This window comes from Sphingobium sp. (assembly GCF_041987595.1).
Taxonomy (GTDB): domain Bacteria; phylum Pseudomonadota; class Alphaproteobacteria; order Sphingomonadales; family Sphingomonadaceae; genus Sphingobium.
Genome location: NZ_JBHIWJ010000007.1, coordinates 32398 through 55382, shown reverse-complemented (window position 1 = coordinate 55382; position 22985 = coordinate 32398). Strand labels below are relative to the sequence as shown.

General features: G+C 63.4%; 28 protein-coding genes. 13 read left to right on the top strand and 15 right to left on the bottom strand.

What is annotated here, in order from left to right:
* Positions 1-38: 38 nt before the first annotated feature.
* Positions 39-266 carry a circumsporozoite protein gene (locus ACFC3J_RS03580; RefSeq protein WP_375194836.1) on the top strand — a complete coding sequence of 76 codons (228 nt, stop codon included), beginning with the start codon at positions 39-41 and terminating at the stop codon, positions 264-266.
* A gap of 78 nt (positions 267-344) precedes the next feature.
* Positions 345-524: a hypothetical protein gene (locus ACFC3J_RS03575; RefSeq protein ID WP_375194835.1), complete on the top strand. Its 180-nt coding sequence runs from the start codon at positions 345-347 to the stop codon at positions 522-524.
* 51 nt (positions 525-575) lie between these two features.
* Here ACFC3J_RS03575 and ACFC3J_RS03570 read toward each other — a convergent pair whose 3' ends face one another.
* Positions 576-992, bottom strand: coding sequence for a glycine zipper 2TM domain-containing protein (locus tag ACFC3J_RS03570; RefSeq protein WP_375194834.1), 417 nt, complete (start codon positions 990-992; stop codon positions 576-578).
* A 295-nt stretch (positions 993-1287) separates the two neighbouring features.
* Between ACFC3J_RS03570 and ACFC3J_RS03565 the strand changes: the two genes are divergently transcribed.
* Positions 1288-2271, top strand: coding sequence for an esterase-like activity of phytase family protein (locus tag ACFC3J_RS03565; RefSeq protein ID WP_375194833.1), 984 nt, complete (start codon positions 1288-1290; stop codon positions 2269-2271).
* 140 nt (positions 2272-2411) lie between these two features.
* Here the strand turns inward: ACFC3J_RS03565 and rpmB are convergent, their stop codons facing one another.
* Positions 2412-2705: a 50S ribosomal protein L28 gene (gene rpmB, locus ACFC3J_RS03560; RefSeq protein WP_007687480.1), complete on the bottom strand. Its 294-nt coding sequence runs from the start codon at positions 2703-2705 to the stop codon at positions 2412-2414.
* Positions 2706-2856: 151 nt separating this feature from the next.
* Between rpmB and ACFC3J_RS03555 the strand changes: the two genes are divergently transcribed.
* Both ACFC3J_RS03555 and ACFC3J_RS03550 read left to right on the top strand, forming a co-directional pair.
* Complete coding sequence (locus ACFC3J_RS03555) at positions 2857-3078, top strand: hypothetical protein (RefSeq protein ID WP_375194832.1); 222 nt, start codon at positions 2857-2859, stop codon at positions 3076-3078.
* Between the two features lie 36 nt (positions 3079-3114).
* On the top strand, positions 3115-3573 hold the full coding sequence (locus tag ACFC3J_RS03550; RefSeq protein WP_375194831.1) for a nucleoside deaminase: 459 nt from the start codon (positions 3115-3117) through the stop codon (positions 3571-3573).
* Between the two features lie 74 nt (positions 3574-3647).
* On the opposite strand, the gene ACFC3J_RS03545 is transcribed toward ACFC3J_RS03550, so the two are convergent.
* Positions 3648-5525, bottom strand: coding sequence for a hypothetical protein (locus ACFC3J_RS03545; RefSeq protein WP_375194830.1), 1878 nt, complete (start codon positions 5523-5525; stop codon positions 3648-3650).
* A gap of 140 nt (positions 5526-5665) precedes the next feature.
* Between ACFC3J_RS03545 and ACFC3J_RS03540 the strand changes: the two genes are divergently transcribed.
* Positions 5666-6082: a GtrA family protein gene (locus ACFC3J_RS03540; protein WP_375194829.1), complete on the top strand. Its 417-nt coding sequence runs from the start codon at positions 5666-5668 to the stop codon at positions 6080-6082.
* On the opposite strand, the gene ACFC3J_RS03535 is transcribed toward ACFC3J_RS03540, so the two are convergent.
* From ACFC3J_RS03535 to ACFC3J_RS03525, 3 genes are all read right to left on the bottom strand, one after another.
* Positions 6083-6886 carry a LytTR family DNA-binding domain-containing protein gene (locus ACFC3J_RS03535; protein ID WP_192667728.1) on the bottom strand — a complete coding sequence of 268 codons (804 nt, stop codon included), beginning with the start codon at positions 6884-6886 and terminating at the stop codon, positions 6083-6085.
* Complete coding sequence (locus ACFC3J_RS03530; RefSeq protein WP_192667727.1) at positions 6883-7989, bottom strand: histidine kinase; 1107 nt, start codon at positions 7987-7989, stop codon at positions 6883-6885. Before ACFC3J_RS03530 ends, ACFC3J_RS03535 begins: the two co-directional genes overlap by 4 nt.
* Before the next feature lie 84 nt (positions 7990-8073).
* Positions 8074-8568, bottom strand: coding sequence for a winged helix-turn-helix transcriptional regulator (locus ACFC3J_RS03525; RefSeq protein WP_375194828.1), 495 nt, complete (start codon positions 8566-8568; stop codon positions 8074-8076).
* 111 nt (positions 8569-8679) lie between these two features.
* Here ACFC3J_RS03525 and ACFC3J_RS03520 point away from each other — a divergent pair, with 111 nt between their 5' ends.
* The 3 genes from ACFC3J_RS03520 (at position 8680) to ACFC3J_RS03510 (ending at position 11688) form a co-directional block, all read left to right on the top strand.
* Complete coding sequence (locus ACFC3J_RS03520; protein WP_375194827.1) at positions 8680-10785, top strand: RelA/SpoT family protein; 2106 nt, start codon at positions 8680-8682, stop codon at positions 10783-10785.
* A gap of 83 nt (positions 10786-10868) precedes the next feature.
* Positions 10869-11168: a GIY-YIG nuclease family protein gene (locus ACFC3J_RS03515; RefSeq protein ID WP_375194849.1), complete on the top strand. Its 300-nt coding sequence runs from the start codon at positions 10869-10871 to the stop codon at positions 11166-11168.
* A gap of 115 nt (positions 11169-11283) precedes the next feature.
* Positions 11284-11688, top strand: a complete 405-nt coding sequence (locus tag ACFC3J_RS03510) for a hypothetical protein (RefSeq protein WP_375194826.1) — start codon at positions 11284-11286, stop codon at positions 11686-11688.
* A gap of 351 nt (positions 11689-12039) precedes the next feature.
* Here the strand turns inward: ACFC3J_RS03510 and sdhA are convergent, their stop codons facing one another.
* The 3 genes from sdhA to sdhC are packed head-to-tail and all read right to left on the bottom strand — an operon-like array spanning position 12040 to position 14626.
* The gene (sdhA, locus tag ACFC3J_RS03505; RefSeq protein ID WP_375194825.1) at positions 12040-13842 is read right to left on the bottom strand and encodes a succinate dehydrogenase flavoprotein subunit; all 1803 of its coding nucleotides are present in this window, start codon (positions 13840-13842) and stop codon (positions 12040-12042) included.
* Positions 13842-14231: a succinate dehydrogenase, hydrophobic membrane anchor protein gene (sdhD, locus tag ACFC3J_RS03500; RefSeq protein WP_375194824.1), complete on the bottom strand. Its 390-nt coding sequence runs from the start codon at positions 14229-14231 to the stop codon at positions 13842-13844. The genes sdhA and sdhD overlap by 1 nt, the downstream gene beginning before the upstream one ends.
* The gene (gene sdhC, locus ACFC3J_RS03495; RefSeq protein ID WP_375194823.1) at positions 14231-14626 is read right to left on the bottom strand and encodes a succinate dehydrogenase, cytochrome b556 subunit; all 396 of its coding nucleotides are present in this window, start codon (positions 14624-14626) and stop codon (positions 14231-14233) included. Before sdhC ends, sdhD begins: the two co-directional genes overlap by 1 nt.
* Before the next feature lie 217 nt (positions 14627-14843).
* Here sdhC and ACFC3J_RS03490 point away from each other — a divergent pair, with 217 nt between their 5' ends.
* Positions 14844-16175, top strand: a complete 1332-nt coding sequence (locus tag ACFC3J_RS03490; protein WP_375194822.1) for a methyl-accepting chemotaxis protein — start codon at positions 14844-14846, stop codon at positions 16173-16175.
* 51 nt (positions 16176-16226) lie between these two features.
* Here ACFC3J_RS03490 and ACFC3J_RS03485 read toward each other — a convergent pair whose 3' ends face one another.
* From ACFC3J_RS03485 to ACFC3J_RS03465, 5 genes are all read right to left on the bottom strand, one after another.
* Entirely contained in the window at positions 16227-16505 is a 279-nt protein-coding gene (locus tag ACFC3J_RS03485; protein WP_375194821.1) for a DUF2218 domain-containing protein, read from the bottom strand.
* Between the two features lie 2 nt (positions 16506-16507).
* Positions 16508-17131 carry a PadR family transcriptional regulator gene (locus ACFC3J_RS03480; protein ID WP_375194820.1) on the bottom strand — a complete coding sequence of 208 codons (624 nt, stop codon included), beginning with the start codon at positions 17129-17131 and terminating at the stop codon, positions 16508-16510.
* A 174-nt stretch (positions 17132-17305) separates the two neighbouring features.
* Complete coding sequence (gene grpE, locus ACFC3J_RS03475) at positions 17306-17860, bottom strand: nucleotide exchange factor GrpE (protein ID WP_375194819.1); 555 nt, start codon at positions 17858-17860, stop codon at positions 17306-17308.
* Positions 17857-18900 carry a heat-inducible transcriptional repressor HrcA gene (hrcA, locus tag ACFC3J_RS03470; protein ID WP_375194818.1) on the bottom strand — a complete coding sequence of 348 codons (1044 nt, stop codon included), beginning with the start codon at positions 18898-18900 and terminating at the stop codon, positions 17857-17859. The genes grpE and hrcA overlap by 4 nt, the downstream gene beginning before the upstream one ends.
* 44 nt (positions 18901-18944) lie before the next feature.
* Positions 18945-19457 (bottom strand): DUF6438 domain-containing protein, encoded by a 513-nt coding sequence (locus ACFC3J_RS03465; protein ID WP_375194817.1) that lies wholly within the window; start codon positions 19455-19457, stop codon positions 18945-18947.
* A gap of 97 nt (positions 19458-19554) precedes the next feature.
* On the opposite strand from ACFC3J_RS03465, the gene rph reads away from it, so the two are divergent.
* Both rph and rdgB read left to right on the top strand, forming a co-directional pair.
* The gene (gene rph, locus ACFC3J_RS03460; RefSeq protein ID WP_375194816.1) at positions 19555-20271 is read left to right on the top strand and encodes a ribonuclease PH; all 717 of its coding nucleotides are present in this window, start codon (positions 19555-19557) and stop codon (positions 20269-20271) included.
* Positions 20272-20406: 135 nt separating this feature from the next.
* Positions 20407-21036: an RdgB/HAM1 family non-canonical purine NTP pyrophosphatase gene (rdgB, locus tag ACFC3J_RS03455; protein ID WP_375194815.1), complete on the top strand. Its 630-nt coding sequence runs from the start codon at positions 20407-20409 to the stop codon at positions 21034-21036.
* 22 nt (positions 21037-21058) lie between these two features.
* On the opposite strand, the gene ACFC3J_RS03450 is transcribed toward rdgB, so the two are convergent.
* Positions 21059-21592 carry a CAP domain-containing protein gene (locus tag ACFC3J_RS03450; RefSeq protein WP_375194848.1) on the bottom strand — a complete coding sequence of 178 codons (534 nt, stop codon included), beginning with the start codon at positions 21590-21592 and terminating at the stop codon, positions 21059-21061.
* 205 nt (positions 21593-21797) lie between these two features.
* On the opposite strand from ACFC3J_RS03450, the gene hemW reads away from it, so the two are divergent.
* Positions 21798-22979 carry a radical SAM family heme chaperone HemW gene (gene hemW, locus ACFC3J_RS03445; RefSeq protein WP_375194814.1) on the top strand — a complete coding sequence of 394 codons (1182 nt, stop codon included), beginning with the start codon at positions 21798-21800 and terminating at the stop codon, positions 22977-22979.
* The last annotated feature ends 6 nt before the right edge of the window (positions 22980-22985 follow it).

The following is a 22985-nucleotide window of genomic DNA, read 5'->3' as shown; positions in this document are numbered from 1 at the left end:
GGTCTGCGCGTTTTTTATTCTCAGAGAGGGGTTAACCCATGACCAAGTCGATTGCTCTTTCGCTCGTTCTCGCCGCCTCGCTCGGCCTGGCCGCCTGCTCGGGCGGTGCGGAAAATGCCGCCAACGCTTCGGCCAACGCTGCCGAGAACGCTTCGAATGCTGCCGACAACGCCATGAACGCCGCGATGAACGCCGCCGACAACGCCGGCAACGCTGCTTCGAACGCTGCGAACGCTGCGTCGAACGCCGCTTCGAACGCGATGTAATTCCCCTAACCGGGAATGTCTGGAAGAGGCCGCGCCGGAAACGGGGCGGCCTTTTTCTTTGGGCGAAGGGAAAGGGCGATGAGCCGCTACGGGTCGGTCGGCATGCTTCTGTTGCTTCTGGGCGCATGCGGGACCCAGGACACCGCTGAACCCGGCCCCGCCCGCGAAGCTGGAGCGATCAACGAAGCGGCCGCTCCCCTGGAGCCGCAAAAGCGCCACCGGATCGATCCCCTCACGGCGCCGCCTCCCGCCAAATGAAAAGGGTCGCCCCAACGGAGCGACCCTCATCCTGTTCAGAACGGTCCCGGCTCAGCAATCGCGGTCGATCGCCCGGCCGGCCAGCGCACCCACGCCCGCGCCGATGATGGCGCCCGTGGTGCCGTCTCCGCGACGGCCATAACGGCCGCTGCCCTTGCCGACTTCATTACCCAGCAGACCGCCGGCAATCGCGCCGATGATGGTGCCGCCCGTGCCGCTGTCCCGGCAGCGATAACCGCCACGATAGCCGCGATTGCCACGATAATAATTGTCGCGATAATAGCCGCCGCCGCCACGATAATAGCCGTCGCGATAGCCGCGATAGCCCCGGTCGCCGCGATAATAGTCGCCGCGTTCATAGCGATGCCCCCAACCGTCGCGCGCCTGTGCGGGCGCCGCGGTGACGGCCAGGGACGCAGCGCCCATTGCCAGCGCCGCCCCCAGATTGATCAGAAATTTGGTCTTCATGGCGTTGCTCCTCAATTGCCATCGATCTAGGCCGTTCTCTCAAGGGGGAACTCACCATCGATTGAAGCCCTTTTGCCCGATTCGCGTTGAGCCAAGCCTGAATGGCGATGTCAGCGGCCGTTCAGCATCATATCCATGGCCACTCGCGTCAAAGCGCCGTATTTTCGCGCTTTTTCGGTCAGAATGCCAGCGCCGTCGCGTACCCGGCTCGATAAATCCTTCGCCGGGCCTGAACATGAATTTCAGAAAACTCTGCTGCTGCATGACGTCCGTTATTCGCCTATGGCAAAACGCGATGCGCCGAATTCTGATCGTCCTGCTGCTTGCGATCCTGCTTCTCCCGGCTCCGCACAAGAACAAGCCCGAACTGTTCGGCCCCGGCCCGCTGATGGTGACCGCGCGGCCCCTGCCCCTGAGCAGCACCGATCCGGCTCTGCGCAGACTGGGCCGCCTCGCCTATCTGGGCGGCTGGCAGCTCAGCGCCAGGCATCCGGGCTTCGGCGGTATTTCCTCGCTGCTGGCCGGGCCGGACGGTCAAATATTGGCACTGAGCGATTCCGGAACGCTGATGGGCTTTCATATCGGCCCCGGCACGCCTGCCCGCCATCCGTTTATCGCCCCGCTTCCGATACGCCCGCAAGACCGCGAAAAGCCATGGTGGGCGTGGGATTCGGAGTCCATGACGCATGATCCCGCCAGCGACCGCTATTGGGTGGGATTCGAACTGCAACAGATGATTTGCCGCTATTCGCCCGGCTTCGCCCGTGCGGAAGCCTGCCGCATCTGGCCGGAGATCGAGGCGTGGCCCGAAACAGGCTCCATCGAATCGCTCGCCCGGCTGCCCGGCGGGCGCTTCCTGGTGATCGCGGAAATGGGAATGACCGCTGACGGCAGCCACGACACGCTGCTGTTCTCCGGCGATCCCGCGGATCGCGGCACGCCCATGCCGATTCACCTGCGCTATGTGCCGCCGCGCGGCTATCGCCCCACCGACGCCGTCGCGCTGGACGACCGGCATCTGCTGGTTCTGAACCGGCGGCTGACCTTGCAGGAGCTGTTCACCGCCACGCTGGCGATCATCGAGCTGCCGGCCAGGCCCCGTCCCGGCGACCGGCTGAAGGCGCACACGCTTGCCCGGCTGGCGCCGCCGCTGCTGGCCGACAATTTCGAAGGGCTGGCCCTGAGCCGCGAAGGCGACCGCCGGATCGTCTGGATCGCCTCTGACGACAATCACGAATTCTTCCAGCGCACCCTGCTGCTCAAATTCGCATTGGATTGAGATGCTTCCTATCCTTCTCCCTTCAGAGAGAAGGAATGTCCTGGATTGGCCCAAAACGGATCCAAGATAGCCGTCCCATCGCGCAACGCAAAAAAGCGGCCTGTTGCCAGGCCGCTTCTGAGCGAACGAATGACAAGCAATCAGGCTGCGACGGCAGCCTTCTTCTTCGCAATGTCGCGCTTCAGGCGGCGAGCCTTCAGCGAAAGCTTGTCGTCGCTGGTCTTCAGCAGCCAGTTGTCCAGGCCGCCATTATGTTCGACCGAACGCAGACCATGGGTCGACACGCGCAGCTTCACGGTCGTTTCCAGCGCTTCAGAGATCAGCGAGACGTTCTGCAGGTTGGGCAGGAACACACGCTTGGTCTTGTTATTGGCGTGGGAAACATTGTGACCCACCTGGCGGCCCTTGCCGGTCAGCTCGCAAATGCGCGACATAGTCAATCAACCTTGTAATTCGGGTTCGTTCGGAAAGCGGCGCCGATAACGGGATTCCTTCCCGTCGTCAACCCGCCGGGAGCTTTCAGGACCACTCGCGCAACCCTTTCCGACTCCGGGACGTTCTCCCCTTAACCGACAGGAGGCGGAAATGCGATTCATTGGTGGCCTTTTGCTGATCATATTGCTGTTGCTGGGCGTTGGCGTGGCGACGGGTTTCATCGACCTGCAAAAGACGCAGGAGGGGCGCCTGCCCGAAATCGCCGTGAAGGGCGGCACCCTTCCCAAATATGAGGCCAATGTGGCCAGGGTCGAGGTCGGCAAGCGAAAGGAAACGGTCGAAGTGCCGACGGTGGACGTCAAGAAGCCCTGATTTTCCCTTTCCGGGCCGATGCTGTAAGGGCGACGCATGTCATCGCCCTTTCCCCTGCCCGATCCCATGCGGCGCGCGCTTGACCTCGCCCGCGCCGCGCAGGCGGCGGGCGAAGTGCCCATCGGCGCGGTCGTTACGCTGGACGGGCACATCGTCGGCGAGGGCGAAAATCGCAACCGGCGCGACAATGACCCCACCGCCCATGCCGAAATCGTCGCGATCCGGGCCGCAGCGGCCCATATCGGGGATTTCCGCCTTGCCGGCTGCGATCTGTGGGTCACGCTGGAGCCGTGCCCCATGTGCGCCGGGGCGATTTCCCACGCCCGAATCACGCGCCTCTATTATGCCGCGTCCGATCCCAAGGGCGGCGCGATCGAGCAGGGACCGCGCCTTTTCACCCAGCCCCAATGTCTGCACCGGCCCGAAGTCTATGGGGATCTGGCCGCTGCCGAGGCATCAGCGCTGCTGCGGGATTTTTTCGCCGCCCGGCGCTGAGCGGAGCATCAGGGAAAAAGTGGGAGCCGGCTTGCGCCTGCAATGATGCACCCAGAAACGACGGCGCGACGCCGTCAACGCGGCGCGCTGTAATCGATCCTGTAGAGCGTGTAAGGCAGGGTCAGCCCCGTCCTGAGCGGCACGGGCTTCAGCCAGCCCGGCACGTCGCCCCGGATCAGCCCGGCATAAAACCCCCTGGGGCTGCGCGACTGGTAGATGGTGCCTTCCGGAAATCCGGGGCAGACCAGCAAATAGGTCGCATGATGCCGGGCCGCGATCGGCCGGAACGCCTCCGCCGGACCGTCATAGGCGTGATGCATGTCGAGGATGACCGCGCCATTGCGATGATAGGGACCTGCAACCGCGCTGTGATGGGTGGTCGCGATCAGACGCGGCCCCAGATCGACCATGGTGAAGATGGTCGCGGGCGGGAGCTGATCGAGCACTTCCAGCGCGGGCAGCGAACGGCAACGGCCATTGGCCTTGTTGATCGCGGCGCGGCGCGCCGTTGCGGCGGGCTTTTGCGGCTTGGGCGCTTCGCCCGTCGCCTTTGCCCAGAGCGCGTTCATCTGCGGATAGAGCGGCGTCGCAAAGACCGCCATGGCGATCAGCGCTGCCCCCAGCACTGCCAGCGCGCGCGCCCATGGCCGTCCCGTCGCGATGAGGCAAAGCAGGCGATAGGCCGCCCAGGCGGCAGGCGGAATGGCGAGCAGTTGCGCGGCCGGCCCGGCCCGCAACTGCCAGAAGAGCAGCGAGGTCGAAAAGAGCATCATCAGCCCCACCGTCGCCCAGGCCCAAAGCCGGTCGCCATCCTTGCGCGATTCCCACAAGGCCCAGACAAGACCGATGACGCCCGCGACCGGGATCGCCATCAGCGGCACGATCAGGCTCCAGGACTGCACCGTGATGGGCTTGGCCTCGCGGATATTGGCGAGCCACAGCTTTTCGAGTTCCGGGGAGATCTGATAGGCGCCCGACAGGCATTGCGGCCAGTTCAGCCAGGCAAAGGCCGCCACCGCCGCGCCGACGACGATCCCGGCGCCCAGCCGCGCGGTCCGGCTTTTGAGCGGCAGCAGCGCCAGCAGCGCCATCCCTGCCGACGCCGCCGCGAAGATCGCCACCCATATGGGGGAGATCGCGTCGCACACCATGGCGCGATTGGCATAGCTTGCGAAGATCAGGAAGGAGAGCGACGTCGCGCCGGTCAGGCTGAGGGCATAAGGCAGCATCCGGCGCGCTGCGCCCTCCTTGAACACCCAGCGCAGGGCGATCAGCGCGCCGCCAGCGGCCAGATAGACGATCATTTCCATGCCGATGGCGATGGACAGCGCGCTGCTGACCCCGACGACGATCCCGCCGCGCAGCCAGTTTCTGTCGATCAGCCCCGCCAGCATCAGCACGGTGAAGGCCAGTTGCCAGCCATGATGGTCGATTCGCATCGGCATGAACATGCTGATGCCCATCTGCGCGGCGAAGGGCGCGGCGGCCGCCAATATCCAGCCATTGCCGCCGGCCAGCCGGCGGGCGATGAAGCCCAGCCCCAGCATCAGCGGCAGGAGCGGGATCATCGGCGCGATGGCGCAGGCCATCCGGTCGGCCAGTCCCTGATCCAGAAAGGCGCGGAAGAACAGCATCAACCCGGCGATCGGCAGGTCCACCAGCCGCGACCAGTGGATGTCGAGGCCTTGCGGCGGGCTCAGCCGATATTGGCGAAGGTCGTACCAATCCTGCCCGGCGAGCAGGCCACGCACTTGCATCATCCGCATATTGTCGTCAGTGTCGCTGAGCGTCAGCCAGTGAATTTGCGGCCAGCGCGTCACCAGAAACCCGGCCATCAGCGCGATCCACAGCAGCAGCGTCAGCCATTTCCAGTGCCGCTCGGCATAAAGGGACGATGTCGCCGCAAGGGACGCGGCGTGAGCGCGCAGGGCTGGCCAGCTTTGCAGGTTCATGGGCGCTCGATCAGAGCATTTTCAAGTCGACCGGCATCGGTCGGCGGCTCGGAAAATGCGGCATCAAAAAAACATCCAAAGCGGTTTCGTGAAAGCGAAATCCGCCTTAGAGGCTCCGCATCAAAGCGCAACGGGGCGGCATGAAAATCCTCCAGATCTTGACACCGCATCAACAGGCCCTGTTCTGGCAGATCGTCCGCTACGGCCTGACCGGACTGTTCGTGACGGCCTGTCAGGCCGCCATCTACTGGACCCTGGCCGCGCCCGTCGGCCTGCATCCCCAGATCGCCAACGGCATCGGCTATCTGGCGGCCGTGCTGGTCGGCTATGTCACGCACAGCGCCTTCACCTTCCGCGGCCATGGCAGCCGCGACAATCAGGCTGCCCGCACTGTGCGCTTCGTCGCGGTTTCGCTGGTCAGCTATGCGCTGAACGCATTCTGGGTGTGGCTGTGCGTCACCCATATGCAATGGCCGGAATGGTCGCCCATCCCGGCCATGCTGTTCGTGACGCCGGCCGTGGTGTTCGGCCTCAACCGGCAATGGGTGTTCAGATGATCAGTGCACGAAGCGCGCGACCACGTCGCGATAGGACCGGCTGACCTTCACCTGCGCGCCGGATTCCAGCACCAGGAAACATTCGCCGTTGGTGTGCGGCTTGACCTGCCGCACCTGGCTGAGATTGACGATGGTCGAGCGGTGCACGCGCTGGAAATTGCGCGGATCCAGCCGCTTTTCGAGGTCCTTCATCGTTTCGCGCAGGATCAGCGAATTGTCGGCGGTGTAGATGCACATATAATCGCCCGCGGCGTCGATCCGCTCGATCGAATCCACGTCCACACGGAAAATCTGCCCGCGATCCTTGATGTTGATGAGCTTTTCGAAGCGATTGGCGGCCGGCGCATCCTCATCGGCGGCGCTGAATTCGTTCATCGCGTCGGGTGCCACTTCCGCCAGCACCTCGCGCAGCTTTTCGGCTTCCTGAACCTGCTTCTTTTCGCTCAGGCGCTGGCGCACGCGGTCCAGCGCGTCGGCCAGACGCCCTTCATCCACCGGCTTCATCAGATAGTCGACCGCCTGCGCCTCAAAGGCGCGGATGGCATGGTCGCTATAGGCGGTGCAGAAGATGAAAAGCGGGGGTTCGACCTCCATCAGCCCCTGCACGACGGAAAAGCCGTCGAAACCGGGCATCTGAATGTCGAGGAACACAAGGTCGGGTTTATGCGTCTTGATGGCGCGGATCGCTTCACGGCCGTTGGAACAGGTTTCTACGATTTCGACATCCTCATGCGCTTCCAGACGCAGCTTCAGGCCCTGAATAGCCAGGCTTTCGTCGTCGACGAGGATTGTTCTGATGGTCATGCGGCCACTCTCGATGGTTCATCCAAATTCAGCGGCATTTCGATCGTGACCGAAAAACCGCCTGGCGTGGAACGCGTTTCGAAGCTCTGTCGTTCCCCGAAGGCCTGAATGAGCCGGTCGCGGATATTCGCCAGACCTACGCCTGTTCCTTCGCTGACCAGATTGTTCGGGCGGGTGAACCCCTCATTCAATCCCGGACCCGTATCGGATACGATGATCCGGACGTTTTCACCGGCAGGCTGCGCCGTGACGGAGATTTCCGCACCCTCCTCCTTGGGCGTGACCGCATATTTGATCGCATTTTCGACCAGAGGCTGGAGCAGCAGAGAGGGCAGACGCGACTGGGCGACGGCCGGATCGATGGTGAACACCGGCCGCAAACGGTCCTCAAACCGCATCTTCTCGATCTCCAGATACAGTTTCAGCGTCTCGATCTCCTGCTCGATCGTCACCTGCGCGGTCGGCTCGTTGATCAGAGTATAGCGCAAAAAGGAGGAAAGGCGTGAAAGCATTGCATTGGCGCGGTCGGTCTGTTTCAGCAGCACCAGCGTCGAAATGCTGTTCAGCGTGTTGAAGAGGAAATGCGGATTGAGCTGATAGCGCAGCATGGCGAGTTGCGCGCTCGACGCCTGATTTTCCAGCCGCAAAAGCTGGTCCGCCTGCTCCTCCACCGTCAGATAGAAATTAATGGCGTAATAGAGCGCCGACCACGCCCCCAGCAGCGTCATGCTGAGATAGAAGGCGCCAAGGAACAGCTGCAGGCCCGCCGTATCGCTGCCCCGGTTCTGGGTCGAGAAGACCCAGGCGTCGATGAACGCCACCAGTCCCGCCGCGACCACCACCGTCACGATCGACGCGCCCCAGGTGATGATCGGCCGCTGCCTTTGCAGGAAACGGAAGACCACCGCGATCAGCAGCGTCACCGAATAGCCCGACACGGTCGATATCATCACCGGAATCAGGCTGGAAAGCGGCTGCCCATTGGCGATGGTCGATGAGCCGCGCAGCAGGAAGGCGCCGGCCCAGCCCACCGACTGGAGGTTCCAGAAAGCGCGGTTCTTGTCCGCGAAGAAGGGCTGGGGCTGAAAGCGATGCACTGACATTGGGGCCAGACTAGAGCATCACGCAAAAAAGTGGGAACCGGTTTTTTGCAAAAAGCGACATGGTTCCCGGTACAACCGCGCCTGTCAGGCCGCCTTCACAACCTCCGGCGACGGCGCCGCCGCCACGGGGGTCTCTTCATCGACGCAGAGCCAGACGAGATCGCTGAGATCCAGCGCGCGGCCGTCATGGGCCTGAATGGTCATCTTGCGGATCGGCTGCCGGTCGCGGCTGTCCGCCAGCACCTGACAGGCCATGGGGCCGCAACCCCATTTTTCGCCCCACTGACGCAGCGCGATCATGGCGGGGGCCAGATCCTGCCCCTTTTCGGTCAGCCGATATTCGACCTTCCGCCGGTCGCACTGCATCGGCTGGCGCAGCATGATGCCGTTTTCGACAAGCCGGGCAAGCCGGTTGGCCAGAATGTTGCGGGCAATGCCGAGGGTCGACTGAAACTCCTCGAAATGGCGGATGCCCGACAGGGCGCCCCGCAAAATCAGGAACGACCAGCGTTCACCCATCGCCTCCAGCGCGCTCGGCAGCGCGCATTGTTCCAGATCCTGCGCCAGATTATGTTTCATGGGTCTCATAGATAGCTCAAAGCCATCGCTGTTGCAAAAGTGCAGCGCGTTTATAGCTAAATGGGATTTTTTTGTTGCACTGCAAGGGGCATCGCGGACAATCGGGAAGCAATGCTACGCCAGTATGAACTTGTCGAACGGGTAAAACGCTACGATCCGGATGCGGACGAAGCGATGATCAACCGCGCCTATGTGTTTTCCGTCCAGAAGCACGGTTCGCAAAAACGCGCCAGCGGCGACCCCTATTTCAGCCACCCGATCGAAGTCGCCGGCATTCTGACCGACTTCAATCTGGACGACCAGACGATCGTGACCGCGCTGCTGCACGACACGATCGAGGACACGCTGGTCACCTATGAGGAGATTGAGCACGCCTTCGGCAAGGACGTCGCCAGGATGGTCGACGGCGTCACCAAGCTGTCGAAGATCGAGGCCATGTCCGAAAATGAGCGGGCGGCGGAGAATCTGCGCAAATTCCTGCTCGCCATGTCGGACGATATCCGGGTGCTGCTGGTGAAGCTCGCCGACCGGCTGCACAATATGCGCACGCTGCACTTCATCAAGAATGAGCAGAAGCGCCGACGCATCGCGCGCGAGACGATGGACATCTATGCCCCGCTGGCCGAGCGGATCGGCATGTACGACTTCATGCGCGAGATGCAGCTCCTCGCCTTCCGCGAGCTGGAACCGGAAGCCTATGACAGCATCACCAAGCGGCTGGAGCAGCTGAAGGAAGGCGGCCATGACAAGGTCGACCGCATCGGCGCGGAGCTGCAACTGCTGCTGGGCGGCAAGGGGCTGTCGGTCACGGTGTCGGGCCGCGAAAAGCATCCTTACTCCATCTGGAAGAAGATGCAGGAGCGCCACATCAGCTTCGAACAGCTGACCGACGTCATGGCGTTCCGCGTGATCACCGATACGGAGGACGACTGCTACCGCGCGCTGGGCGTCATCCACCGGACCTACAAGATGGTGCCGGGCCGGTTCAAAGACTATATTTCTACGCCCAAGCGCAACGGCTACCGCTCGTTGCACACCACGGTCATCCATCAGGAAAATGCCCGGATCGAGGTGCAGATCCGCAGCCGCGACATGCATCATGACGCCGAACTCGGCCTCGCCGCGCACTGGGCCTATAAGCAAAAGGGCGATGCGGGCGATCACCATGCCGCCTGGCTGCGCGATCTGGTCGAGATACTGGAGCAAAGTCAGGACGCGGACGAACTGCTCGAACATACCCGCATGGCGATGTATCAGGACCGCATCTTCGCCTTCTCGCCCAAGGGCGAACTGCACCAGCTGCCCAAGGGGTCGACACCGGTGGACTTCGCCTATGCAGTGCACACCTCGCTCGGCAACCAGACGGTCGGCGCCAAGGTCAATGGCCGCGTCGTGCCGCTGCGCACGCCGCTGGAAAATGGCGATCAGGTCGAAATCCTGAAGTCGGAGGGGCAGGAGCCTCAGCCCGGCTGGCTGACCTTCGCCATCACCGGCAAGGCCCGCGCCGCCATCCGCCGTTACATCCGCCAGAAACAGCGCGGCGAGGAAGTCGCGCTGGGCGAGAAGCTCTATGAGGAAATCATCGGCCGTTTCTCGCCGGAACTGGCGAGCGAACTGGGCGACAAGGCGCTGAAGGCTGCCCTGAAGCGTCTGAGACTGGAGGATCGCGCCTCGCTGATGGTCGCCATCGCCACACACCGCCTGCTCGATTCGGAAGTGATGGAGGCGTTGATCCCCGGCTCGACCAGCGCGGAAGGGGTGGAGGAAGCGCATCCGCGCCAGCACGCTCCGGTATCGATCCGCGGCCTGACGCCGGGCATCGCCTATAATCTGGGCGATTGCTGCCACCCCGTCCCCGGCGACCGCATCGTCGGCGTCCGCCGCACCGGAGAGCCGATCGAGGTCCATACCATCGACTGCCGCTCGCTGGAGGCCGGGCAGGACGACGACTGGGTCGACCTCAGCTGGGACAGCAAGTCCAAGGGCGGCACGGCGCGCCTCCAGGTCATCGTCAAGAACCAGCCGGGCGCTCTGGCGGCGGTGACGAACGTCTTCGGCGCGACCAAGGCGAACATTCTGAACCTGCAACTGGTGAACCGCGAAGGCCCCTTCCACACCGACATCATCGATCTGGAAGTGGCCGACGCCCAGCACTTGAACCGCATCCTCTCGGCGCTCCGCGCACTGGATACGGTGGTGCAGGCGGACCGGGTATAAGGGTGGCCATGGCGTGAGATCGGCTCTCTCCCTCCCGTCACCCCGGACTTGATCCGGGGTCCCGTTTCTTGAAGCTGCCGCCTGTGCAACGAACGTTCAAAGGCGGCTGGGTCTACATCATGAGCAACCGCTATCGCGGAACGCTCTATATTGGGGTGACTTCCGACCTCGCCTCCCGGATCGATCAGCACCGTTCCGGCGCCGGCTCCGATTTCTGCGCCCGCTACGGCCTGTCCCGCCTGGTCTGGGCCGAACATGGCGAGGACATCGCAGCCTGCATCGAACAGGAAAAACGTCTCAAGCGCTGGCGACGGACGTGGAAATTCTACCTGATCGAACACAGCAACCCCGACTGGCAGGACATGTTCGACCTGCTCGCCTGAAAGGCAACGAAACCCCGGCTCAAGGCCGGGGTGACGAGGTTGGGTGGGAAAGGGGCTGTCTTCTTTCGGCAAGCCAGAAGTAGATAGCGGACGGACTGCATGTTATTGCTCGGTCATGCTTGCCATCCTTCTTGCCGCCGCATCGACGACCTTTACGACCCCTTCAGAGCCTTTGAAAGGCCAGCTTCAATCTGCGATATGGGCTGACCTTCAACTCAATGCGATGATCGGGAATGGTAACTGGCTTGCCTCACTTTGGTATCAGGCAGGCAACGACACCGCTCCAGACCTCCACATTCAAGAACTAAGATGCGGTAAGACGCGCACAGGACATCAATGCGCGTTCGATCTGTATCGCGACGGTGGCATTAAGGTCGTGCTGAACAAGGCTGTCCCCGACAGATTGGCTTGTGTTGCCTCGTTCGCCCTACTCAGAGACGGCTTATCCGTTTTCCACACTTCCCCGCGTGGATCAGGCCACAGCAAAACCTCCATGCGCTGCGAAACCATAGAACGCTGACTGGCCGCTACTGGGTCTGCGTGAACGCAGCAGGAATGTCCGGCATTGGTCGAAGTCAGACCCTCACGCATCCAGACCAAGCCGGGTTTACCGGCCGAGGACCATTTGTAGCCCAATGGTCGCAACCCCCTCAAAAAAATCCTATTTCTTCAACAGGACGGGATCCAGCCGGTCCTGTTGCCCGCGATTGGGCCTATCCTGCTTCCCTCTTTGAAATGTCAGAATGCATCGCCCCGTCGCGCACGCGCGCACCCACCGTGAACTTCGGTGCGAATCGCCCTCTCCCTGCCATCCAAAAAAGGGGCGAGCCGTGCAGCCCGCCCCTCATCATGTCGCAGCTGACAGCGCGTCTTAGTAAACGCGCGCCTTGGGCTTGATATACTCCGCTTCGTCGGTGAGCGTGTAATCGTGCACCGGACGGTAATCGAGCGTTACCTTGCCGCCCTTGCCGCCCCAGCCCTCGAACCAGCTGACAGTATGCTTCATCCAGTTGTCGTCGTCGCGGTTAGGGAAATCCTCATGCGCATGCGCGCCACGGCTTTCCTTGCGGTTTTCGGCGCTGACCATGGTGCAGACCGCCTGAGACATCAGATTGTCCAGTTCCAGCGTCTCGATAAGGTCGGTGTTCCAGATCAGCGAGCGATCGCTGACGCCGACATCCTGCATACGCGCATTGACGTCGGCCATCTTGGTGACGCCCTCGGCCAGCAGCGCGCTGTCACGGAACACGGCGGCATGCTTCTGCATGGTGTGCTGCATTTCGAGACGGATTTTCGCGGTGGGCGAGCCGCCCTTGGCGTTGCGATAATGGTCGAGGCGCGACAGCGCCAGATCCGCCGCATCCTTGGGCAGCGGACGGTGCGAACCGTTGGGCTTGATCGTTTCCTTAAGGTGCAGGCCGGTGGCGCGGCCGAACACGACAAGGTCGATCAGCGAGTTGGAGCCGAGGCGGTTCGCGCCATGCACCGACACGCATGCCGCTTCGCCGACCGCATAGAGGCCCGGCACAACGACTTCGGGATCGTCGCCGACCTTGGTCACCACCTGCCCATGATAGTTACAGGGGATGCCGCCCATATTGTAATGGACGGTGGGAGTGACGGGGAGCGGCTGGCGGGTCAGGTCGACGCCCGCGAAGATCTTGCCGCTTTCGGTGATGCCCGGCAGACGCTCGGCCAGCACCTTGGGATCGATATGATCGAGGTGCAGGAAGATGTGGTCCTTGTTCGGACCCACGCCGCGCCCTTCGCGCATTTCCATCGCCATCGAGCGCGACACGACGTCACGCGACGCCAGATCCTTCGCCGAGGGGGCATAGCGCTCCATGAAGCGCTCGCCCTCGGAATTGGTGAGGTAGCCCCCCTCACCGCGCGCGCCTTCGGTGATGAGCACGCCCGCGCCGTAGATGCCGGTCGGGTGGAACTGAACGAACTCCAGATCCTGCAGCGGCAGGCCCGCACGCAGCACCATGCCGCCACCGTCGCCGGTGCAGCTGTGCGCCGAGGTGGCGGAGAAATAGGCCCGGCCATAGCCGCCGGTCGCCAGCACGACCGCCTTGCTGCGGAAGCGGTGGATCGAACCGTCTTCCATGCAGATGGCGATGACGCCGCGGCACTCGCCATTTTCCATGATCAGGTCGATGGCGAAATATTCGATGTAGAAGTCCGCATCATATTTCAGGCTCTGCTGATAGAGCGCGTGAAGCATGGCGTGGCCGGTACGGTCGGCCGCCGCGCAGGTGCGCTGCACCGGCGGGCCGGCGCCCATATTCTGCATGTGGCCGCCGAAGGGGCGCTGGTAGATGGTGCCGTTGTCGTTGCGGCTGAACGGCACGCCGGCATGTTCCAGCTCGATCACGGCCGCAGGCGCTTCGCGCACCATATATTCGATCGCGTCCTGGTCGCCCAGCCAGTCCGACCCCTTGACGGTATCGTACATGTGCCAGGTCCAGTGGTCGGGCGAGTTGTTGCCCAGCGACGCCGCAATGCCGCCCTGCGCCGCCACGGTGTGGCTGCGGGTCGGGAACAGCTTGGTGATGCAGGCGGTCTTAAGGCCGGCTTCGGCGCTGCCCATGGTGGCGCGCAGGCCCGAGCCGCCAGCACCCACGACGACCGTGTCATAGGTATGGTCGATGATCTTGTAGGCGTCGCTCATTATTTGACGATCCCCGTGAAGGCGATCTTGGCGATCGCGAAGACGCCCGCGGCCGCGCCGCCAAAGGCATAGAAGTTCAGCAGCAGCATGGAGAAGAAGGCCAGGCCCTTGTCATGGACATAATCCTCCAGCATCACCTGCATGCCGAGGCGCAGGTGCATGAAGATGCTGACGAGCATCAGCATCAGCGGCACCGCGACCAGCGGATGGGCGATCCAGTTATGGACGCTCTGATAGTCGAGGCCCGGCAGGGCGATCAGGCTGAACAGCAGCCACAGCACCAGCAACAGGTTGCCGACGGCGGTGTAGCGCTGCGCCAGCCAGTGATGCGCGCCGTGACGGGCCGAGCCCAGACCACGTACGCGGCCGATTCCGGTTCCGGTTCCCATCAGAATTTCCCCGTGCAGATCGCGGCCCAGAAGGCCAGGGTGGCGAGAGTGGACAGGACGAAGGTCAGCAGCGACCAGACCTTGTTGTTCTTCAGCTCATAGCCCGCACCCATGTCGAGCACGAAATGGCGCAGCCCCGAGAACAGATGCTGGAAGAAGAACCAGCTCAAACCCGCCATCACCAGATAGCCGATGGGTGAGGTCGCGCAGGCGACGAAGGTCGCATAGGCTTCCGGCCCGCTCGCAGCGGCCATCAGCCACCAGACCAGACCAAGCGCACCCACGGTCGCCAGGCCATTGCCGGTCACACGGTGCATGATGGAAACGGCCATTGCTGGTCCCCATTTCCAGATCGTCAAATGCGGCGAGAGCGGCCGGCTCGTGGTTCGCGCCATATTTCCCTACGTCCCTGATGTTGTCCCTCGAGTCCCGTCCCCTTAGGCACGAACGCCCCGGAGGGCAAGACGCCCCGTTCGGGCGGTGAAATGGCCGCGCGCGCCCGGCGGCGTACAGACATATCGCCCCCGCAACGAACTTGTCTCTAAGAAGTGATTAACCAAATGGCGCTATCAGGCGATCTACCAACGACAGGAATTTGGGGTTCTGCCGCACATGATTTCCGCCGCCACATCCAGAAGCGCCATTGCCGTCATGCTGAGGGAAATCGACCCGCAGGGCGAACTTGCCAAGGGCCTGCGCGAGATTCGCGACCTGGTGGGCGACAGCGCAAATCTGGCTGCCCGCACATTTTACGAGTCCTATGTCGAACAGACCGGCCTTCAGTCGAAACTCAATCCAGCCACGCTGGCGAAAATCGAGACCGAAGCGCATGAATATGTGCGCCAGAAGCTGGGCTATTATGAAGCGGGCGAATGGGCGATTTCCTCCATTGCCTGCGTGCGCCACGCCCGCAAGCAGGGCGCGCCGACGCGCGCCGTGCTGATGCCGGTTGCGGCCGCCAACGAAAAGCTGATCGACCTCATCTGGGAACGCGCGCCGGACGATGCGGAGCGCCGCCGTCTTGTCGACGTCATGATCCATGTCGGCATGACGGATGCGGGGCGGCTGGCCAACGCCGTCGCCGGCGACGAGGCCGAAGCCCAGCGCAATGAACGTCAGCGGTACAGCACCATGTTCGAGCAGCGGATCATGGGCGAAATCGACGGCGCATCGCAGTTGGGCGAGTCGCTGCGCGAACAGGCGAAGGACGCTTCCGCCGCCACCCGCGGGATGCTCGGCAAGGCATCCGAAGTCGCCGCCGCCGCGGAACAGTCTGCCCTCGCCATGCGGGAGGCGGCCCGCACATCGGCTGGCCTGATCCGCGCGATCGAGGATGCCCGCACCGAGGTGGAAAGCGCTGCGGGCGTTGCGCAGCGGGCCGCGCGCCAGTCGGGCGACGCCGTGGCCATGTCGGCGACCTTGTCCGAACATGCCAAGTCGATCGAATCGATTCTCGGGCTGATCCGCGACATCGCTGGCCAGACAAATCTGCTCGCCCTCAATGCCACGATCGAGGCCGCTCGCGCAGGCGATGCCGGGCGCGGTTTTGCGGTGGTCGCGCAGGAAGTGAAGAGCCTTGCGAACCAGACCGCCCGCGCGACGGACGAGATCGCGGGAAAGATCGCCGACATCCAGGCTTCGACCCGCCAGTCGGTTGAAACCAACGAGCGCATCCGCGACACGGTGGGCGAGGTCCAATCGAGCGCCGAACGCATTCGCCACGCCATGGATGCGCAGGCGCAGACAGTGACGATGATCACAGCCGCCGTGGATGAAACTGCCCTTGCCGCCGACTCCATGTCTTCGACCATCAGCGCGATCCGACAGGATACCGAAGTCGTCGCCTCTGAAATCGATCAGCTTGAACGCGGCTTCATGAGCGTCGAAGGAAAGCTTTCCAGCCTGCGCATGGCCTCCTCCGAATTCGGCAAACAAGTCGCCTGAATGTGATGAGCGCCCCCTTCCCGCCAGGATGGGAAGGGAGCCCATCTCCCATCAGCGCCAGTCAAAAGTCAGCGGCGCTTCGCGGAAGGCGAAGCGGTCGAGATGGTCGGCCACCACCTGCTTGAAGCGTTCGACATCGACCCCTTCCTGCGGTTCGATCGTGACCGTCAGCGCGTCCGGCCCGGCCGCCAGCCGGATCGGTCCCATCGGGAAGGCGATGCTGCCCTGCTGCGCGTCGAAGTCCGTTTCGAACTTGTGGCTCCAATGTTTGCAGAGCTGCTGGAGATAGCGGCTGCCGCTGGTGGTTGGCACATGAGCGGTCAGGGTCATGATCAGAGCCTTTCGATCTTGCTGGCGGCTTCGTCGATCAGCGATGCGACGTCGAACATGGTCTGGGCATCGGCACCTTCCTTTTCAAGCCGCGCCCGGACAGCCATGCCCAGATTGTGCATGGCCCGGCGGATCGGCGCGCCATCGGTGCGTTCCGCCTTCCGCGCGAGTGAACCCAGCCGGTCCATGACCTCCTTCACGCCTGCCTCATGCCCAGCCAGATGGGCCGCGCCGGCCTCGGTGATCGCGAAGAGCTTGCGGCTGCTTTCGCCCGGCTGCTCGGCGATCAGGTCCATGTCGGCCAACAGGGTCAGCGTCGGATAGACGACGCCCGGGCTAGGCGCATAAACGTCGCCCGACAGCGCCTGTATCTCGCGGATCAGGTCATAGCCGTGGCGCGGACTTTCCGCGATCAGCTTCAGCAGGATGAGCTTGAGCGCGTCGTTGCCGAACAGGCGACGGCGACCGCCGCCCCCGCGACCACCCCGGCCGCCACCCAGAGGCCCGCCGTCGAAATGGCCGCCCCAACCGCCGCCGCGATCGAAGCCATCCGGCCCGAAGAGGCGGCTGTAGACACGCCCATGGCCATGATGGCTGCGTCCGCGATGAGAATGATGAACATGCATATGAGATTCTCTAAATTGTTTCATGATGCATTTAGATATATCTTAAAATAGGACGCGTCAAGAACTGCGATATATCTTTTTGCATCTTATGAAACAGCCGCGGAACGGCTGGTACGAAAAAGGCCTGCCGGAGTGGGTCCGGCAGGCCTTTGGCTTTTCATGCCTGTGCAGTGGTCAGTCGGGCTTCTTCGCCACGCTGACCAGCGCGGGACGCAGCAGCCGGTCCTTGATCGTATAGCCGGCCTGCATCTCGACCAGCACCGTGCCCGGCTCGGCATCGGCGGAGGGCACCTCCATCATGGCCTGATGCTTGTTGGGGTCGAGCGGCTGGCCGACCGACACCAGTTTCTCGATGCCGTTTCGGCCGAAAACGCCTTCCAGTTCGCGGCCGGTGGCTTCCAGACCGGCGACCAGCCCCTTGAACTTTTCATCCTCGCGCAGGTCAGCGGGAATCGCCTGGAGCGCGCGGCCCAGATTGTCCGCCACCGACAGCATGTCGCGAGCAAAGGCCGTCGCGGCATAGGCCCGCGCATCGGCCAGTTCCTTTTCCAGCCGCCGCCGCACATTCTGCGTCTCGGCATGGGCGTAGAGAACGTCCTGCCTGGCGGTCGCCAGCTCATTTTCGAGCGCCGCGATCCGCTCGGCCGCCGCATCGCCAGCGGGCGCGGCATCCTCGGGCAGTTCGTCCACCAGTTCGGTATTTTCGATATTCTGTTTGTCTTCGCTCATCTCATCAATCTCGACAGCGTCTGCGCAGTGAAGTCCACCATGGGGATCACTCGCGCATAGTTCAAGCGCGTGGGGCCAATTACGCCGACCACGCCGACCACCCGGCCGTCCCCGCTCCGGTAAGGCGCGGCTATGACCGAAGAACCTGAAAGGGAAAAGAGCTTGTTTTCCGAGCCGATGAAGATTTTGGTCGCGCTGCCTGCCAGAGCATCTTCCAGCAGGCGGGAAATTTCCTGTTTGCCCTCCAGCTGCTCCAACAGCTGCCGCACCCGTTCCAGATCGGCGGCGGTGCCGTCGTCCAACAGATGCGCCTGCCCCCGGACGATCAACACCGGCCGGTCGTCGGCATCCTGCGACCAGATGGCGATGCCGCGCTCCACCAGCTCCCGGGCCGCCCCCTGCAGCGCGTGGCGCTCACTCTCCAGCTCGCGCCGCAAGGTTTCGCCAGCCTGCGCCAACGTCAGCCCGCCAAAGCGCGCCGACATGAAATTCGCCGCCTCGTTCAGCATCATCGGCGTGACGCCGGCGGGCAGGTCGACAACGCGATTTTCGATCGATCCGTCCTGCCCCACCAGCACGGCGAGCGCCTGCCGGTCATTCAGCGGCACGAAGCCGAACTGTCGCAGCACCGGCTCGCGCTTGGGCACCATCACAATGCCCGCGCAGGCGGAAAGACCCGACAGCGCTGCGGTCGCGGCGGACAGGGCTTCCTCGATCGGGCCACCCTCGGAAATGCCCGCTTCGATGGCGCGCCGTTCCTCGACCGACGGTTCCGCCGCCTGCATCATCCCGTCGACGAACAGCCGCAAGCCCGTTTCGGTCGGCATCCGCCCGGCGGACGTATGCGGCGCAGCGAGCAGGCCCAGCTCCTCCAGATCCTGCATCACGTTGCGGATCGAGGCAGGCGACAGGCTCAGGGACGCCAGCTTGCTGATCGTGCGCGAGCCGACAGGCAGCCCGGTGCCGAGATAGCTCTCGACCACCAGCCGGAAAACGTCGCGGGCGCGTTCATTCAATTCGGTGATCGGGGTGACCGCCATCCGATCTATCTAGGCAAGCAATCCATCACGCTCAAGCCCGCCCGTCACTTGCCCTTGGCGATGGGCTTCACCATCGCGGCGATGTCGAGCATCCGAGGGATCGACGCGATCGTGGCGCGCAGCTTGCCATAGCCCGCATCCATGCAGCCCGATTGAAATTCCAGCCTTGTCGGTTCAGCCTCTCCACGCGTCCATTCGATGACATAGCCGGGCATATCGGTGGCGAACCGGACGCAATTCTCGCCCTGCCCGATCCGCTTGACCGTCCCCTGCGCGGGTCGGAACTGTGCCAGCGCGGCACGGAAGCGGCGATATTGCAGCGGCGTCACGGTAAAGCGCGTCGGTCCTGGCACAGCGGTAAAGCGCTGCGGCTCTATCAATCCCGATCCATCCGGGGTCACTCGCAGCGTGTAGCTGGGACAGGCGCCGAAACAGGGACCAGCGGAAAATCGGATGGTATCGCCCACCTTGGTCGGCTTCTCCAGCTCCGCCTGCTCCGTGGCGCATGCGCCCAGCAATGCCGTGGCTGCCAAAATAACTTTCGTTTTCGTCCCCATGTCCCGCTCTCTAGCATTTTTCGGCTCTATCGCCACTGGCAAGACTGCGCGCCTGCCGCTAAGCCGCACCCAATCAACGCTTCGGAGTAGAAATTTTATGCGTCCTTCCGGCCGCGCGCCCGACCAGATGCGCGAAATCACCATGGAACCCGGCTTCACCATCCATGCCGAGGGCAGCTGCCTCGTCAGCTTCGGCGACACCCGCGTCCTCTGCACCGCCTCGGTCGAAGAAAAGGTGCCTCCCTTCCTGCGCGGCAAGGGTTCGGGCTGGGTCACGGCCGAATATGGCATGCTGCCCCGCGCGACCCACACCCGCGGCAGCCGTGAAGCCGCCAAGGGCAAGCAGTCGGGCCGCACGCAGGAAATCCAGCGCCTGATCGGCCGCTCGCTGCGCGCGGTCGTCGATCTCGAAAAGCTGGGCGAGCGTCAGATCGTCGTCGACTGCGACGTGATCCAGGCCGATGGCGGCACCCGCACCGCCGCCATTTCCGGGAGCTGGGTGGCACTGCGCATCGCCATCGACAAGCTGATGGCGTCGGGCGCGCTCAAGGAAGATCCGATCGTGCAGAAGGTCGCGGCAATCAGCTGCGGCATCTATAACGGCACGCCTGTCCTCGATCTCGACTATGCGGAGGACAGCAACGCCGAAACCGACGCCAACCTGATCCTGACCGGCGACGGCAAGTTTGCCGAAGTGCAGGCAACGGCGGAAGGTGCGGCCTATGACGAGGAAGAGTTGCTGCGCCTGCTGCGCCTCGCCCGCATCGGCTGCGCACAGATCTTCGCGGCGCAGGACAAGGCAACCGGCCGCTGAAAGTCCGTTTGAGAAATCGCGGAAGAGCGATTTCCGAGGCGCCGATAAGCGCATTCTCAAACAGGCTCCGAGAACTGAACGGGCGAAGTCGAGAAACCATCTCGACTTCGTCCAACGCGGCCGTAGGATGAAAAGATGAGCGACGAATTCGGACAGGAACAGGCGATCCGCAAACTGGGTCCCGGCAAGCTGGTGATCGCCAGCCACAATCCCGGCAAGGTGCGCGAGATCGGCGAATTGCTGGCACCCTTTGGCATTGAAACCGTGTCGGCGGCCGAGCTCGACCTGCCTGAACCGGACGAAACCGGCACCACCTTCATCGCCAATGCAGAATTGAAGGCAATGCAGGCGGCGGACCTGTCCGGCCTTCCCGCGCTGGCCGACGACAGCGGTCTTTGCGTCGAGGCCCTGAACGGCGATCCGGGCATCTTCTCGGCGCGCTGGGCTGGCGAGACCAAGGATTTCGGCCTCGCCATGCAATTGGTGTGGGACAATATCGAGGCGAAGGGACCGGACGCCGGGCATGATGCGCATTTCGTCTGCGCGCTGGCGCTCGCCTGGCCCGACGGCCATGTCGAAGTGTTCGAAGGCCGGGTCGACGGCATCATCAGCTGGCCGCCGCGCGGAGATAAGGGCTTCGGCTATGACCCGATCTTCCAGCCGCACGGTCACAACATCAGCTTCGGCGAGATGGAGCCGGAGAAGAAACACGGCATGAGTCACCGCGCCGACGCCTTCCGGCAACTGGTGGCCGCAGTCTTCTGAAAAACCCAGCGGGCGCGCCGGGTCAGCGCCCGCCGCCGGCGTAGCGCGAGGGTACGCCGTCATCCCGATCCAGCGGGTTCTGACCAAAGACATTCCCGGCGGGGAAATAGCGGCACACAAGATAGTCGTAGCTTTGCCCTTCGGCGAGTGCGCAACCTACCTTGCGCGTGCCACGCCAGATGATCTGGGTATAATGGCCGACATCCTCCCAGCGCCCGGTGGAACTGAGATCGGGCAATTTTCCGTCGCGCCGGAAATAACGCCTTTCGTCCAGGAACGAACCCACCATCACCGCATAATCATAGAGGCCGCGCGATCCCATCCACAGATTTTCGCCGCTGGGCACGGCACGGCTGGTGCGCGCAGAATGGCGGAAGATGTTGGTCTGCGCCATCTGCCGGGCATAGCTCGCCGCGTCCGCCGCCAACGCGCTGTCCCAGGCCAGCGACGCAAGACCAAGCGATTCGCGCTCCTCATTGTGCATGCCCAGCGCGACTTCGCGCAGCAGGCCATCATCCCGCTCCGCTTCTTCCATGCCATAATAGGAAGCGGGCATGGCCCGGGGCATGGAGCGCAGGGCATGCGCGGGCGCCGCTCCGACCTGCCCCGCCGCGCCGGCCAGCAACGCAACCGCCAGCGCCAACCACGCAGGCCAAAGACCTGCGGAGCGCGTGACGCGCTCCGATTTCCCGTTGCCGCATCCTTTGGACGCAAAACCGTTTCCCACTTTTGCGCAGGATGCTTTAGAGACGCCCCCATTCATGTCGCCTGACCCTTTTATCCCCGCTTCCGCGCCTGACGCGTCCGCCCCCATGGCTTTATATGTGCATTGGCCATTTTGCGTTTCGAAATGTCCCTACTGCGATTTTAACAGCCATGTTCGGTCGGACATCGATAGCGATGCCTGGCGCGCGGCATTGCTGGACGATCTGGCCCATGAAGCGGCGCTGAACGGGGGGCGCCCGCTTTCGTCGATCTTCTTCGGCGGCGGAACGCCTTCGCTGATGCCGCCGCGCATCGTAGAAGCGCTGATCGACGCGGCCGCGCGCCATTGGGTGCCCACGGCCGACATTGAAATCACGCTAGAGGCCAATCCCAGCTCGGTCGAGGCGGCGCGCTTTGCCGATCTGGCGGCGGCGGGGGTGAACCGGGTGTCGCTCGGCCTTCAGGCGCTGGAGGATGAAGCGCTGCATTTTCTGGGCCGCGCCCATGACGTGCGCGAGGGGCTGGCGGCGCTGGACGTCGCGCAATCGGTGTTCGGCCGGGTGAATTTCGACCTCATCTACGCCCGTCCGGGCCAGAGCGAGGCCGATTGGGAAGCCGAACTGGCACGAGGCCTGTCGTTCGGCACCGATCATCTTTCGCTCTATCAGCTCACCATCGAACCGGGGACGCGCTTTGCGACGCTGGTGGCGCAGGGCAAGCTGAACCCCGCGGATCCTGACCATGCCGCCACCCTTTATGAACAGACGCAGGCGATGACGGCCACGGCCGGAATCCCGGCTTATGAGATCAGCAACCATGCCCGCAAGGGACAGGAAAGCCGTCACAATCTCACTTATTGGCGCTATGGCGACTATGCGGGCGTGGGGCCAGGCGCCCATGGCCGTCGCAGAGGCCTGGCGACGCTGCGACACAGGAAGCCGGAAAACTGGATGAACGCCGTCGCCCGCAATGGGCATGGCTTGCAGAGTGAGGAACCGCTGGCTCCCGCCGACCGGGCGCGGGAAGCTTTGCTGATGGGGTTGAGGCTGGCGGAAGGGGTCGATCTGGACCGGATCGCGAGACTGTCGGGCCTGCCCGTCTCCGCCCTGATCGATGACGGAGCCATTGCCCGGCTGGCTCCGCACGGTCTTATCCGGCGACAGGATCAGCGTCTGACCATCCAGCCAGCGGGCATGCTGCTGCTCGACGCGATCCTGCCGGAAGTGGTGGCCGTCTAGAGCGGG